20 protein-coding genes are annotated in these 13,822 nt (G+C 48.8%); 5 read left to right on the forward strand and 15 right to left on the reverse strand.

Features of this window, described 5'->3' with window-relative positions; all coding sequences use genetic code 11:
- Positions 1-191: 191 nt before the first annotated feature.
- From ACO6UY_RS18250 to ACO6UY_RS18275, 6 genes are all read right to left on the reverse strand, one after another.
- Positions 192-1,181, reverse strand: coding sequence for a major capsid protein (locus tag ACO6UY_RS18250; RefSeq protein ID WP_422445454.1), 990 nt, complete (start codon positions 1,179-1,181; stop codon positions 192-194).
- A 64-nt stretch (positions 1,182-1,245) separates the two neighbouring features.
- Positions 1,246-1,695, reverse strand: coding sequence for a head decoration protein (locus ACO6UY_RS18255; RefSeq protein WP_422446147.1), 450 nt, complete (start codon positions 1,693-1,695; stop codon positions 1,246-1,248).
- Positions 1,696-2,523, reverse strand: a complete 828-nt coding sequence (locus ACO6UY_RS18260) for a head maturation protease, ClpP-related (RefSeq protein ID WP_422445456.1) — start codon at positions 2,521-2,523, stop codon at positions 1,696-1,698. It lies immediately after the preceding gene.
- The gene (locus ACO6UY_RS18265; protein WP_422445458.1) at positions 2,513-3,982 is read right to left on the reverse strand and encodes a phage portal protein; all 1,470 of its coding nucleotides are present in this window, start codon (positions 3,980-3,982) and stop codon (positions 2,513-2,515) included. The genes ACO6UY_RS18260 and ACO6UY_RS18265 overlap by 11 nt, the downstream gene beginning before the upstream one ends.
- Positions 3,983-3,984: 2 nt before the next feature.
- Positions 3,985-4,185 carry a phage head-tail joining protein gene (locus tag ACO6UY_RS18270; protein WP_422445460.1) on the reverse strand — a complete coding sequence of 67 codons (201 nt, stop codon included), beginning with the start codon at positions 4,183-4,185 and terminating at the stop codon, positions 3,985-3,987.
- Between the two features lie 5 nt (positions 4,186-4,190).
- Positions 4,191-6,056, reverse strand: a complete 1,866-nt coding sequence (locus tag ACO6UY_RS18275; protein WP_422463295.1) for a phage terminase large subunit family protein — start codon at positions 6,054-6,056, stop codon at positions 4,191-4,193.
- Positions 6,057-6,130: 74 nt separating this feature from the next.
- Between ACO6UY_RS18275 and ACO6UY_RS18280 the strand changes: the two genes are divergently transcribed.
- The gene (locus tag ACO6UY_RS18280; protein WP_163373296.1) at positions 6,131-6,385 is read left to right on the forward strand and encodes a type II toxin-antitoxin system Phd/YefM family antitoxin; all 255 of its coding nucleotides are present in this window, start codon (positions 6,131-6,133) and stop codon (positions 6,383-6,385) included.
- The gene (locus ACO6UY_RS18285; protein WP_422466838.1) at positions 6,375-6,662 is read left to right on the forward strand and encodes a type II toxin-antitoxin system RelE family toxin; all 288 of its coding nucleotides are present in this window, start codon (positions 6,375-6,377) and stop codon (positions 6,660-6,662) included. The genes ACO6UY_RS18280 and ACO6UY_RS18285 overlap by 11 nt, the downstream gene beginning before the upstream one ends.
- Before the next feature lie 41 nt (positions 6,663-6,703).
- On the opposite strand, the gene ACO6UY_RS18290 is transcribed toward ACO6UY_RS18285, so the two are convergent.
- Complete coding sequence (locus ACO6UY_RS18290) at positions 6,704-7,180, reverse strand: hypothetical protein (RefSeq protein WP_422466840.1); 477 nt, start codon at positions 7,178-7,180, stop codon at positions 6,704-6,706.
- A 125-nt stretch (positions 7,181-7,305) separates the two neighbouring features.
- On the opposite strand from ACO6UY_RS18290, the gene ACO6UY_RS18295 reads away from it, so the two are divergent.
- The 3 genes from ACO6UY_RS18295 (at position 7,306) to ACO6UY_RS18305 (ending at position 8,748) form a co-directional block, all read left to right on the forward strand.
- Complete coding sequence (locus tag ACO6UY_RS18295) at positions 7,306-7,659, forward strand: DUF3768 domain-containing protein (protein WP_422445469.1); 354 nt, start codon at positions 7,306-7,308, stop codon at positions 7,657-7,659.
- An 18-nt stretch (positions 7,660-7,677) separates the two neighbouring features.
- Entirely contained in the window at positions 7,678-8,073 is a 396-nt protein-coding gene (locus tag ACO6UY_RS18300; protein ID WP_422463293.1) for a hypothetical protein, read from the forward strand.
- 360 nt (positions 8,074-8,433) lie between these two features.
- Positions 8,434-8,748, forward strand: a complete 315-nt coding sequence (locus ACO6UY_RS18305) for a hypothetical protein (protein WP_163373291.1) — start codon at positions 8,434-8,436, stop codon at positions 8,746-8,748.
- Between the two features lie 194 nt (positions 8,749-8,942).
- On the opposite strand, the gene ACO6UY_RS18310 is transcribed toward ACO6UY_RS18305, so the two are convergent.
- The 8 genes from ACO6UY_RS18310 to ACO6UY_RS18345 form a co-directional block, all read right to left on the reverse strand.
- Positions 8,943-10,010, reverse strand: coding sequence for a GNAT family N-acetyltransferase (locus ACO6UY_RS18310; RefSeq protein ID WP_422445475.1), 1,068 nt, complete (start codon positions 10,008-10,010; stop codon positions 8,943-8,945).
- Positions 9,989-10,549, reverse strand: coding sequence for a ParB/Srx family N-terminal domain-containing protein (locus ACO6UY_RS18315; RefSeq protein WP_163372652.1), 561 nt, complete (start codon positions 10,547-10,549; stop codon positions 9,989-9,991). The genes ACO6UY_RS18310 and ACO6UY_RS18315 overlap by 22 nt, the downstream gene beginning before the upstream one ends.
- Before the next feature lie 2 nt (positions 10,550-10,551).
- Positions 10,552-10,920, reverse strand: coding sequence for a 3TM-type holin (locus ACO6UY_RS18320; protein WP_422490826.1), 369 nt, complete (start codon positions 10,918-10,920; stop codon positions 10,552-10,554).
- On the reverse strand, positions 10,917-11,342 hold the full coding sequence (locus ACO6UY_RS18325) for an N-acetylmuramoyl-L-alanine amidase (protein ID WP_422490828.1): 426 nt from the start codon (positions 11,340-11,342) through the stop codon (positions 10,917-10,919). The genes ACO6UY_RS18320 and ACO6UY_RS18325 overlap by 4 nt, the downstream gene beginning before the upstream one ends.
- A 4-nt stretch (positions 11,343-11,346) precedes the next feature.
- Positions 11,347-11,622, reverse strand: coding sequence for a hypothetical protein (locus ACO6UY_RS18330; protein ID WP_101746105.1), 276 nt, complete (start codon positions 11,620-11,622; stop codon positions 11,347-11,349).
- Positions 11,623-11,794: 172 nt separating this feature from the next.
- Complete coding sequence (locus tag ACO6UY_RS18335) at positions 11,795-12,481, reverse strand: hypothetical protein (RefSeq protein WP_422490829.1); 687 nt, start codon at positions 12,479-12,481, stop codon at positions 11,795-11,797.
- A gap of 81 nt (positions 12,482-12,562) precedes the next feature.
- Positions 12,563-13,156, reverse strand: a complete 594-nt coding sequence (locus ACO6UY_RS18340; RefSeq protein WP_422490831.1) for a bacteriophage antitermination protein Q — start codon at positions 13,154-13,156, stop codon at positions 12,563-12,565.
- Positions 13,153-13,620, reverse strand: a complete 468-nt coding sequence (locus ACO6UY_RS18345; RefSeq protein ID WP_422490833.1) for a hypothetical protein — start codon at positions 13,618-13,620, stop codon at positions 13,153-13,155. Before ACO6UY_RS18345 ends, ACO6UY_RS18340 begins: the two co-directional genes overlap by 4 nt.
- Positions 13,621-13,822: the final 202 nt, after the last annotated feature.

The following is a 13,822-nucleotide window of genomic DNA, read 5'->3' on the forward strand; positions in this document are numbered from 1 at the left end:
TCGGTTTGAAGGAAAGACAATGGACGATCATGCAGATTTTGGGCAATTTTTACGAGTCGGTGTATTCCTGATAGGGGTGGTGAAAGGCAGTCCGAAAACGTCAGTAAAACCGACTGCCCAAAGGTTGAAAGTATGGTGTGATCCATCACTTTGAAAGCTTCATCCATTTGAGCAGTCTCCTTGCTTGTGGGTTAGCTCATGGTCAGTTTGATCACTGCCCGTGGTCGTAAGTTGATTGGCAGTGGATTCGACTGGGTGTGAACAATCACACCCTTCTCAAAATCCATCACCTTCTGCTTGGCATAGCGTGGCAGGCCGATGGTGTTCACCGTTTCCACAAAATCTGCCGGTGCAAACCAGGTCCTGAAGATATCCGCACCGGTTGGGTAGAGATAAGCTTCATTGGCGGCAACAAAGTCATTGCCCCCCACTGAGCCCCGGTACTCTTCCCAATCAATATCCGCAAAACGGAACCGGCCCTTGGGATCGGTACGCAAGGCTTCACCGTCCTGCCAACGCTGGTAGGCTTCTTTTACTGACTTGTGGCCAACCAGCCCATCAAAGAAGTCGGAGCCACAAAACGCATGGAGGCCACTGTAGGGCAGTGCTCCCAACGCATCATCCACCAGGCGACGGGCTTTGACGCCCTGGGCACGAACGTCAGTGGTCGTGCTGCTGAACTTGAAGTCATGGGTTTGCTGGGTGACACCGAACTCATCAAACAGGTTGTAGAGTATGGTGCTGCCATCGCCATCCAGAATTTCACCCTTGAGGGCACCCATGCGCAGAAATTCCAGCGTCACCTCATGGTTAGCATTCATCTTTTGCAACCGCTGGTTCACTACGGCCTGCACTCCTTGCATGGCATCCTCACTGCCAAACTGACGGACATTCTGCACTTCTGCCGCCAGAATGGTGCTGTCATGGGGAATATGGGGCACCACAAAGCTGAGCAACTGACGTTTATCGCCAATGGCCTGAGTGGCGGGTGCGCCACGCTCGGTAGAGGGCAGCAAGCGAAGTTCTCCGTTAATGCTCTCTACCACGACGGTTGTTGTATTGATGCCGCTCTCCTGAAAGAGTCCCAGTTGCCCAAGACGACCAGGCTTGTAGTCCATCTCATTGATGGTGGCGGTCAGACTGGTAAGGCTGAACGCATCGTCATTAAAAATATCCAGCATGTTATCGCTCCTTGATAACGGAAGTTTGTTAAGAGTGAGTTACAGAGGTAAAAATCAGGAAGGGTTATTCACTGCGCAGGATAATATCCAGCCCGGCCAGTTGATCTACAGCAGTCGCCTTTTGCTCATCGGTGATCCCGGCAGGCCAGATCAGCAAACTGTTCACCACTTCTGCCAGACGGGCGATAATCACACCGTCACCACCAGAGGCATCGGTCACCTTGCCTGCGTAGAGAATGCCTGCTGCGGTTTCAGTGCCATCTGCGGCGGCAGGGTCAAGAGGGCTGTAGATACCATTATCAGAAGCTCTGGCGACCACAGTACCAGGCTCCATCGTCAGGTTCGCAGCGAATGGCACCTGCTCACGGCTGATGCTGTTATTGCCTTCAGACACCAGAAATTCACCGGTAAGACCGATTCCGTTTTTACACTCATGGGTAAAGTCCTTTTGGTTGGGGGATATTATTAGACAGGGGTTAAGCGCGATTACGCCGACTGTAAATTGCCTGCGTATCTATGGCAGAAGTGGTGGGTGGCAGAGGTTCTTAATCTGGCCATAGCTGGCGAGCCGAGCCTTGACCTCATCTTCCGACAGTGCCGCTTTAAGAATTGCAGCGGTTTTTTCCGCATAACCAGCCTGACGACAAAGATCAGCAATAGCCACAGAATCAATTTGAGGTTGCGGCTCCATCGTCTGATTCTGTGGCGGAGTTGGCTCTGCCGGTTTTTTAGCTTGCTTGATACGTCCATAGCCATCTGGTGTATTACGGAACATGGAGAGATCAAAGCGGGCAGCGGCCTTCACCGGTTCATCAATTTGATCCACCAGGCCCATGTCCAGCGCTTCTTTGGCGGTGAACCAGGATTCAGACTCCATCAGAGCCTTCATATCCTCAAGGCTCTTGCCGGTTCTGCCCGTGTACGACACAGCAATACTGTCCGCGATCTTATCCATAATATCGGCGGTTTTGCGCATGGCTTCGGCATCGCCCTGTGCCCAGCCATAGGGGTTATGGATCATCATCATGGCATTTTCAGCGATGGTGACCGTATCGCCAGCCATGGCAATGACACTGGCAATGCTGGCCGCCAGCCCTTCAATGGTGACGTGGATATTGGCTTTATGCAGACGCAGGGCGTTATAGATGGCAATGCCTTCAAACACCATGCCACCCCGGCTGTTCAGGCGGACATTGATCTCTGAGGCATCCAGATTACGAATTTGATCCACTACACTTTGTGCCGAAACGCCGTACCAGTCATCAATATCATCAAAGATAAACAGCTCTGGTGTCTGGTTGGCTTCATTTTTAAAGGTGTACCACTGTCGGTTATGACTCATCCCTGTCATCCTTTTCTGGTTGATTGGTAGATTTGCTGTTTTCCGGATCACGGCCATCGCTGTCGTATCTCAGTGAGTGACTATCTGCCCGGCGATTATCGGCGGCGATTTCACCATCCATCTGCTCGCTGTCATAACCCAATTCGCTGACCACCTCTGAGCGGGACTTGAAGCCTGAGCGCACGGCCATTTTCTGCGCCTGCATATCCTGAACCGGATGCATATAGGGCCAGCCGTGGGCGATCCACTTCACCCGGCGATAGGCTCTTGGGTTATTGGCGTAGTCAGGGATGGCTACCGAACCATTGAGCACCGCCATATCCAGCCAGCGGTTCCAGACCGGCCGACAGAACTGAAAGATGATCTGGTTGTGCTGAATTTGTTGAATGCGACGACGGAACTCATTGATGATCAGGCGCAGTGCCCGGTCACTGACTCCCGCCATATCACCCGACAGTAGTTCATAAGGCAGGCCAATCCCGGCAGCAATGGCCATCAGCTGCTGTTTCATAAAATTGGGATAGTCTGCGGTAGTACCCGGTGGATTATTGAACTCGACCTCTTCACCCGGTGCCAGTTCTTGCATGGTTCCTGGTTCCATGGCCACCATCGGTAAACCACTGTCGCCAAACACCAGCGGCTTGCCGGTCAAAGGATCAATAGGGTCTTGTTCGGGAGAGGGCTTCTTGATAAAGCCGGTAAACAGGTTAGCGATCTCCTGCCGTAATAGAGTGGCATCATCAAATTTATCCAGATGATAGAGTCTGACTAATACCTGAGTCAGTAATGGCTGGCCTCTCAGTTGTCCCGGACGCAGGGATTCAAATATATGCAGAACATTCTCGGCCTTCACCCGCACCAGTCTGGTGCTGTCAAAAGCAAACTCGGCGGGATGCTCCCGGTGAAAGTAATAGGCAACTCGCTTACCCAGCTTGTTAAACTCAATCCCGGCCTTAATCACATGGCCATTATCCAGTGTTTCGTTATAGCTGATGGGGACAAACTCAGATTCCAGCACCTGCAGTTGCAGGGGAACGGATAAACCATCTTCCGGCCTGCGGGGACGAAGCCTGACAAAGCACTCGCCACCTTCAAACATGGCGCGGGTAATCAGCGATTGTTGACCGGTGAAACTCAGCAGACCATCAGTATCCGATTCATCCGACCATTGCAGAAACAGGTTTTGTAGCTGCTCCCGTAAACCATCGTCGTCCACCAGTGACTTGGGCGTAATGCCACGGCCAATCACATTGCTCACCAGCTTTTCCAAACCACTGCTGGCCCAGGGATCATTGCGGATGGCTGCCCGGGAGCGGTTAATCAGTTTGGACAGATCAGCAGTGAGCGCGGTATTTGGGGAAAGCCCTGGTGCATACCAGCTTTTGGTTCGTCGCCCTATACCGGCAGCGGTATAGGCTGAGTTTTTGAAACGACGAAACAGGTTGGTGAGCAATCCCATGCTCAAACTCCCTTCGATGAATAAATACCATACTGCTTCGGACGTTTTTGCTGCTTGACCAGTTCCCGCTCAATGGCCTGCAGCCGCCTTTCCATCTCAGCAAAGCTGCTGTATTCCACCCGGCGGCCTTCAAATTCCACAGTACGGGTCTCACGCAGCAGCACTGCCCGTTTCAGAACCTGGTATTCTGTCTCGGTAATCATGGAAGTTATCTCTGAAGGTAAGAACTGCGGGATGAACGACGGAGTGTTTTTGGCTTGTTGCTGGTTTCTTCTAATTCAGGATCAGGCGTATCTTCTGGTGCTGGTCGGCCTTTGGCGAGTAGCTCCAGATTAATGCCCCGGTGCTGCTGAAGAATACGGATCGCGGCCAGTGAGTATACCCGGCAATCCAGTGCTTCGTTCCGGCGGTTCTTGGCATCCCAGGTAAAGTAAGGGACACCGAGCCGGTATTTCTTGATCTTTTCTTCTGCGGTGGCCTGCTTGAAATAATCTTCATCAAAGCAGTCCTTGATCGGCCAGTGGCAGTAGCCTTGTCCAGGCTCCAATACCCGGTAGCGTTGATAGACCAACTCCTTGGCGGTATCGGTGCCAACCAGCGTCAAATAGATCCCTTTCTTGTTTTTGGTTTTGGGGAAGGTGGCGATAGGTTTGCCAGCCTGAGAGGAACCCTTAACCGGAATCGCCCAATCGGCTCCTTGCTTACGACAGAAGGCATACACTTCATCGGTGTAGTGGCCACCAGAGTCTATGCAGACCTGAGCCACATTTATTTTGGTGCCATCCTGACGGGTGTAGGTTTTATGGAGCATATCGGCCAGAGCATCCCAGATACCTTGTCGGGATAAGTCACCGTATAAACGGACATAATCAATTGACCAGCTTTCCTCACCAGAACCCCAGCCGGTTACTTCAAACTCAAAGCGATCATCCTGGACATCACAACCAACGGTCAGTATCTCCACCCACCACGGCACCTCTGCCAGGTAATGTTCCCGTCGCTGGTAGAGCAAACTATGCTCAACAGTCTCACCTTGTTCCGTCCAAGTCTCGCCAAGAACGGTATTGGTCCAGTCCTTGAACTGTACCGGGTTACTTTTGGCGGCGAGAAAGTCCTCCACTGCATTTTGCCAGCTGTACCAGCCATTAGGGCTATAAAGCGAACTCAGGTGGAATCCAGCGACCTTATTACTCTTTTCAGTTTCAGCCTGCCAATGGCCATTAGTGAGCAGTTTCGGTTTGTCTTTTTCGTAATGCTTATGACCACACTGCACACACTCAAACCGGGTGGTTGCCGGATCATGGTTATCAAAAATGATCTGAGCCCAGACGATTGGTTGGTAGTGTCCACAGCTATTGCAGGGAACCAGATAGCGTCGTTTATCACTGGCCTCATAAGCCGCTTCAATCTTGCTGGTTTCTGCAATATTGGGTGTGCTGACCATCAGGATTTTGCGGTTACGGCTAAAAGTGGCTGTTCGTTTAATGGCCAGATTGATCGGGCTGCCTTCGCCATCCACATCATCGTCGTAGGCATCCACTTCATCCATAAATAAAAATCGGGCAGGCATCGAGCGCAGGCCTGCTGCTGAATTGGCTCCGGTGAAGATCAGCACACCATTGGGAAACTCCTTGGTCAGCAGGGTATTTCCGCTATCCCGACTTCTTGGATCTTTTACTTTCTCCCGCAGATCCGGCATTTCATCGATCATCGGAGCGATCCGTTGCTTGGAGGTTCGCTTGGCCATATCCAGCGTGGGCAGCACATACATCATCGGACCCGGCGTATGGTCAATCACATAACCAAGCCAGTTATTGCCGCATTCGGTGCCGCCCACCTGGGCACCTTTCATAAACACCACTTGCTCGACAGGCGACGATGGTGACAGACAATCCATGATCTCTTTCAGATACGGTGTGCGGGAAGTTCGCCAACGGCCAGCTTCTTTGGTGGCTTTTGCCGGAAGAATCCGCTTCTGGTCAGCCCACTCGGAAACGGTCAGGCGGGTGTCCGGCCTCAGCCCTTTGAAGAAGCCTTCAAAATATGGGCTTTTGACTGACACGCTATCAACCATTTAAGCAACCTTTGAAGAAACCTAATAATAGGTCTATTATTTGATCTACTAATCAACCGTAAAAGGAGCTAGTTATGGCCTCAGTCCATCCTATTCTCGCTGATGTCAGTGCCGGGATATCCGAGCTCAAAAAAAACCCGATGGCCGTTCTGAAAGAAGCCAATGGTGAAACCGTGGCCATCCTGAATCGCAATCAGCCCGTGTTTTATGCAGTGCCAGCCCATGTTTATGAAGCTATGCTCGATGCTCTGGATGACCTGGAACTCGCAGCCATCGTCGAAGAACGCAAAAATGATGAGCGGATTCGGGTAAATATCGATGACCTATAAGTTGGATTTTTCTGCACTGGCGTGGAAAGAATGGCAGAAGCTTAACTCCACGGTCAGAGAGCAGTTCAAGGCCAAGTTGCGTAAACGCTTGGAGAACCCTAAAGTTTCCAAAGATAAACTGTCCGGCCAGAAAGACTGCTACAAAATCAAACTGCGAAATTCGGGCTATCGGTTGGTTTATCAGGTCTTGGACGACGTTGTTGTAGTATTTATGATCAGTGTCGGTAAACGAGAGCGAAGCGAAGCCTATAAAGCCGCTCAAAAACGACTACGGTAAAGCCGCTCAAAAACGACTACGGTAAAGCCGCTCAAAAACGACTACGGTAAAGCCATAGCATTAAGTATCGCTTCCAACTCCTCTTGAAGTAGCTCCCCCACTTTTCTTGGGTCATCCTCCGCCGCCAGCACATCCGCCATTCGATCAGGAATAGCCAGCAGTTCATCCCGAACAATCCGCCCCGCTTTGAACGCATCCTGCTTTACCTTGGCGGCATCGGTCAGGGTGCCGCTTTTTTCCTCATACTCCAGCTTGGCCATCTTTGCTTTGAACGCCTCCCGCATAGTGCAGGCAGTGACAAAGTCAACGGCTCCCGGTTGTGTCGGTGCAAGATCGGTGGATTGATCGGAACGGATCAACGTCACCGGGTCACTATTGGCTTTCATGGCCTGCTCAGCCTGCACCAAATCCACCTTGCCATTTTTCAGTTTCACAATGCCCTTTTTGATCAGTTTGGTGACATAGCTCTTGGTAAAGCCCTGCTGTCTGGCAAATTCCGCTTGTGAAATCAGCGCCATGGGAAGTCATACCTACAGCCATCTCATTCAATATGGACATTTGTCTTAAATTTTCTCGAATTATCGTGGCCATCCCCTATAGAGCTACTGCGACAACAAAAAATGAATCAATAAAGGATGTAGTTATGAATGAAATTGCCACGTTAAATGATGCGGTGCGAAAGTCACTGGTGAATCTGGAAGTGAAGAACAGTCTTTCCCTCATCAACTGCCGGTTTGAAATAGTGATGACCGCCAACCTGCAAAACACCATTGAGAACAAAGTCGGTTTGTTGAAAGCCGTTGCCGAGTTTAACCACTTCAATGAGCAGAATGATCCGTATGGTGAACACGACTGTTTCCGCTTCAAGTTTGAAGATGAATGGATCATTGCCATGTTTGATTATTACGCCCCGGATATGGAACACGGTTCGGAAGATGCCTCGGATTTAACCAAAACCATCCGGGTTCTGACCATTATGCTGGCCATCGATTATTAATAACGGAGAAAAACAACCATGAATAATGAAGCACAATTAATCACCCATTACTATTTCTGTACTGGCGTTATTGATGGATTAAGCGACCAGGCCCGCACACCAGCAGAATTATTTGGTGATGGAGAACTGGAGCTGATTCATAACCTTTGCCGTTATAGCCAGATCATCAGCGAGATCGAACATTTCAAAAATGATGAGGAAGGCTTTCCCGGAGTATTTGATTATGAAATCTCTGAAACGCTGGCGGCTCAACTCTGGATTGCCTTGTGTGAGCAGAACCCGGAATTTGAGCCCTGGGATTTCCCGGATGAAAAACAGTTCAGAAAACTGGTAGAGCAGCTGATTGATGACTGGCTTCAGCAGCGCTTTCCCAGAGAATTAACGATTCAGCAATGGCTTGAAAAGCGACAATAACTCAACCGCCAAGGACGGCACTGGTTTGAATAAAAAGTATACCTGCTGCACCATTTTTGAAACTAAATTTTCTTATTAATTTTCAGCTGGTTAATGCCAAAAAGTATACCAAGGGTATACCTCGTTTTCAGACCTGTCACTAACGCAAATCCGCGCCCCCTCGCACCCGCAAAAAGTTAAACATTGCAGGGACCCACGTTGTTTTTGAGTTGACAGTTTGAAAGCCATTACCTACTGGAAAAATCATCATTAAATCAATCAACTATAAAGGAGTATTAAACCAGAAAAACAGTTGAGATATACGGCAGTTCACCCATAGTTAAAGTGTGACATCAATAAACAACTCAAAGGAGATACATCATGACTAATAATAAAAACACTGCAAAAACCACAGCTAAAAACAATGCAAAAGGAGATAAAACCATGGCTAATAAAAACACTGACAAGAAAAGCAAAAAGTCCGATTCTGAAAAATTTGCTGAACTGGCAAACATCCGTGTACCCAAAGCCCTGCGGGTATTGAAGTCCATCTCATCATTGGCCAACGATGACAAATATGAGTACACCGATGCTCAATCAACTGCCATTATCAGCGCATTGAAATCCGCTGTTGATGACCTGTCCGAATGCTTTAAAAACGGAGGCAAAAAGGACGAGGAGACATTCCGCATTTAATCCCGGATTCAACCCCTCACAAAGCAGGCAACGATGCCTGCTTTTTGTGAGTTTGATGATTATTCATGCACTATTGGAACATCACCAGGCACCGGTAAATCGTCACCATGCGACGTTTCCAATATTGATCGTGTAACCTATTGCAATGATCAAATGACCCGCCAGATCGACGTAGAACCGATCCTGTATGATGCTCAATCCGTACCCACATATTGGAATGAACAGGTCAACCGATCAAATGAATGCTTACTCAGGATCGACTGAGCAGGCATGCCGACCCGTCCCGGTTTGCGGGTCATGATCCATTCATCCGATTTATTCATGGCATGAATCAAGGCAGGCGACGTGGTAACGGTATTCACCTTGTAGCCCTGTTTCCGGTACAACTCGCAGATATAGCAGCGCAACTGAAAGCCAATCCCCAGCCCCTGATAATCGGGCAATACCACCGTTCTGTGCAGTCGCTTCAGCTTCTTATTGCTCGGATGAGGAAAGTGTAAGACGCTGCACCAACCCACCGGCTCACCATTGATCTCGGCAATGTACTTATGGGCTGATCGGTTGTGAACACTGCTCAGATAGTGAAATGGCCTAAATAATGGCCACTCTGACTGGTCGGCTCTGCGGACATCGATACGGATTTCAGGTCGTCGAAGACGCCTCCGTTTGAAGGTATGCTTGTTGCAGTCGTAAACCCAATCCGGTTGTAGCCATTCGACAATATCGTAATGGCAGCTGACCGCAATAAACTGCTTATCCTCCTTGCGGATAAACTTCTGGATAGCGGCACTGCCGATCTTGGCCACCTGCCGATCCACGACAGAGGTAAATTCGTCGTAGATTACCGGCTTATCAGATTCCAGGATCAGCCTGGCAAGTTCTGCCCGCATCTTCTGGCCATTGGAGAGCACAGAAAACGGCTTCAACCAGTCCGGGGGAGAAGAAAACCCTACCTTGCTCAATGATTCCGTAATCTGCTTGGCACTCAGGTCTTCGCTGAAATCGTCCACTACGGAGCGGTCTGACCACTGGTAACCGGAGAATAGTTCAAAGTCCTTGAATACTTCTCTGGCAATGGTCGTCTTGCCAGAACCACTGGCACCAACAATCAGGCCAATATTCCAGGGCTTGTCCTCAATGGGAATATCTACGTCGAACTCTTTCTTCACCGACTGCATATCAATATCAAACATCCCCTTGACCTTCTCAGTGCGAAAGGAAGGCTTGATAGCGGACTCCACTACAAACTTTGAACGCGGCATTTCAGTCCCTTTTGTGTCAGTTCGTCGTAGATTTCCTGCTGATGGGCTTCGTTGTCACACTCCACCAGGATATTGAAAATTTCGGTGTATTCCTCGCCATTGGGTTTCTGTTCGGGTTCAGGGGCAGGATCATCAAAGAGCGTTACCATGAAATCGTCTTTGAAGCCGAGCAGATTCAGATCAAAGTCTTCAGCTTGCAGGGCTTCCACTTCCCGGGATAGTACGTCCATATCCCATGAGCTATTCAGGGCTATGGAATTATCCGCTATGACGTAGGCCTTCTTCTGGGCTTCCGACAGTCCGGCCAAGACAATGCAGGGAACGGTTTTCAGGTTCAATTTCTTTGCTGCCATCAAACGTCCATGGCCAGCAATAATCCCGTTTTCTTCGTCAATCAACACAGGATTGGTAAAGCCAAACTCTTTGATAGACGAACAAATCTGGATAATCTGCTCTTCATCGTGAACCCTGGAATTGTTCACATAAGGGATCAGGTCGCTGACTTTACGATCCACCATTTTGTATTTCTTTGCTGCCATCCTTAGCGCCTTATCTTGTCTGCCACCTTCTCAATGCCCCGGCTGGCAATGTAACCACCAAGGCCAATCTGAACGATAGAGAACAGCTTGAGTTCCACCGCTTCTGATAAATCCGGTGCTGACCAGCCAAGCCACCGAGCAACAATCAGGGCAGTAAATACCAGCATTACAATGGGACGCCATGACCGCTGTAACCAACCATCACCCTGAGCTTCTACCTTGATAACACCGGCACGTTGAGCCAGTTCATCCAGCTCACCTTTGACCGCCATATCCACCAGTTGGTTTTTCGCCTGGGCAGCTTTTTCAGGGTCAGGAATGATGCGCTCAATCACCTTACCCAGTAGAGGAATTGCAGCAGTCCAGCTCATTCGATGGTCTCCAACCAGTGCTCAACCACAAAGTTTGGGCAGGTTTTGTAGGGAGTGAAATAGTAATGACCAACCACTTGAGCCTTTGGATAACGCAGCTGCAGGGATTCAACCAGCATTTCCAGCATCAGCCATTGTGCAGCAGTGAAGTTGTCTTCTGGCTTTCCCTGTCGATCAATACCTCCAACCAGACAGATACCCATAGACTCACGGTTATGACCTCGAACATGAGCCCCCTGAACCTGAGCATCTCTGCCATGCTGAATCTTGCCACTTCGCTCAATAATCCAGTGATACCCGATATCTGACCAACCATTGTCTTCCACATGCCAGCGCCGGATATCGTCTGCGGTGACTTCCTGATCTGCCCGGGTAGCTGAACAATGGATCACGATGTAATTGGTTTCCGTCCTTGGAATCATCGCTTCATTTCCTGAAGAAGAAGGCAACCAGGCCAATCAGTGCAGACACGACCAACCAGCCAAGTCGTTCAATACCGGCCAGCAGAACACCACGAGAACTACCCTGAAGCTCCAAGGCCCTGATCCGGGCTTCCATCTCACTCAGCCTGGAATCCAGCTGATTCATGTTGTCGTTCTGATGAGAAATACGTTCTTCAATGCGAGCAAGCTGGGATACTGCCTCGCTCAGTTTGTCCAGCTTCACATCAATGCGATCCAGACGATCGGAGAGGTCAGTCATAAGTGCGTCCTGCACAGGGAGAAAATTGGGGCAATAAAAAACCCCACGCCATTTCTGGGTGAGGCTTTTGATTGTTCTAACAAGCTACCTCATTTTGTAATCATTAGCAAATATTGATCACGAACCAATCAATGAGTACATAGCCTGGGCTGTACCTCTGTTTTAATGCTCTCTAGTCCATACCGGTATAAATATCAAAATCAAACAGAATGTCCTCATTTTCGTCAAAGGTGAGTTCTTCCCAAGTTTCATACTTTCCTCGAAATAGAAGATCATCAGGTGACCAGCTATCCCACACTGGTGTTTCTGACCAATACCCCCACTTTTCAAAAAAAACATCAACCAAAACTCGCACATCAGACAATTTTGAAGCTTCGCTAATGAATATGCTGTCTTGATATTTGAGGTAGAAATCTTTCCCTAAAATGGGTGGATATTTACTTTCAGAAGCATGGTCGAATAGAAAATCAGCAATGCCGCTGCTTCTTTCCAGTTTGCTAAATCCGTACTGCAATAGCCAAGGTTCGACTGGCTCGGCCATTGCCTGAGTGTACCTGATAATAACGGAGTCTCTGATGACTTGCTGTGATCTATTAGCGCACTGGAACATATGACGCCAATGACAGAAACCAATACCTGCAGGAATAGTGTCGAGAGCTTGAGTGTGGCTAATACCCTGTTCTTTGCAGCTTTTCTTGGCTTGGTTTTTAGTTGTCTTAATTAGCTTCTTGGAGACAAAGCGGAAGTTGTGCATGATTTCTCTTCCAAATATTGCAACTAAGGTACCCACTTCCCGCCACAAATCCAAAAGAGAATAGTGAAATATTTTTTGTGCTGCCGTCCGGTGAGGGTTTGCCAAGGTGGGTAGCAGGCTTCGACAAGCCGACCCACATACTAACTAATCATGGTATTGATTTGCAAACGCCAATTAACTGCAAATCTATTCATTTTCCTCTATTTGCTCTTTACCATACTTGAGTCGCTTTATAGTCTCAGAAACTGGAATTAGCGCAGCCCTGTCTAAATGCTCATCACAAAACGTCCAGTAGTATTGATGCCAAGATAAGAAGTCACGCTTCCAGTTCTGTCGATGAATTTTACAGCGTTTGATGATCAGGTTAACCGGGTACAGGTGCCGCTCATTGACAGAATAACTGCGATAATCCAGCACGGTATAAGCGACCAAATCTCGAACCTTGTCACGAGTTGCCTGCCGGATATTTTTTTCCATACCATCCAGGCGAGTCATTACGTCCTGTTCAAGCCATTGGAAGAACCTCGATTGTTCAGGAAGAGTATGCTCAGTTCTTGGTCCATATGCCCATTTCGCCCAGGAGGAATAGGGTTCTTCAAGATTTTCCACAGTGGCGATCACCATGCCTGCTTCCACTGCATTACAGACTTGCTGATTATTGTCCGGCTTTTTCAACTGACTTTCCTCCAAAAAATCTCTTGGGTTGATGCCGGTGCTTTTACCAGTCAAATACACTGCATAGGCGTCGTGAATAGCCTGTCTTGCTGAGTAGAATTTCATGCTAATTCTCCATATCGGGCAATGAGCACAGCATCAGCACGACCATTGTCTTTTTTTCGATGAACGTCAGCCTCTGGATAGAGGTCTAACACTTTTCCCCGGGATGCATCCTTGTGAGCTCCCATAAGTCCAGCAGAGCGTTTCCAGCGTTGGGGAGTCACATACGTCAGGGCAAAACCCATTAAACTGACAGCGGCTTCTACAGCACCATACGAACGGCCAAAGTTAAACATGGAGACTACTCCCTGCCCTGGCCTTGCTCCTACCTTTTCCAGATAAACCATCTCTACCTGATGCCGGGTATAGCCACCAAATATTTTCATCAGGCCAAAGCCGTTGACTTTCCGCTTGCTTCCTTCCGGAGAGGTGGGCATATCTTCCAGTCTGATTAATTCCTTGTTTTTGCTATCCAGAACCGCAATACCTCCCGTCAGCCCTGGATCTATTCCTATTATTATTTTCATTACTTTGCTTTCTCTGTCTTTTAATCTTTTTCTCCCGGAGAATCTTTCCGTATTACTGTGTCTGACCTTCATGCTTCCCTGCCTCATTCTCCCACTGGATATATATATATCCAGTGTGGGGAAGGTGAGGTGGCGGCTAAAGGCATCCGCTACGGTTAATCACCTGAAAAATAAGAAGTTTTGAGGAAAAGAGAGGAGCCTC

The sequence above is a fragment of the Endozoicomonas sp. ALE010 genome, assembly GCF_049310165.1.
Taxonomy (GTDB): domain Bacteria; phylum Pseudomonadota; class Gammaproteobacteria; order Pseudomonadales; family Endozoicomonadaceae; genus Endozoicomonas.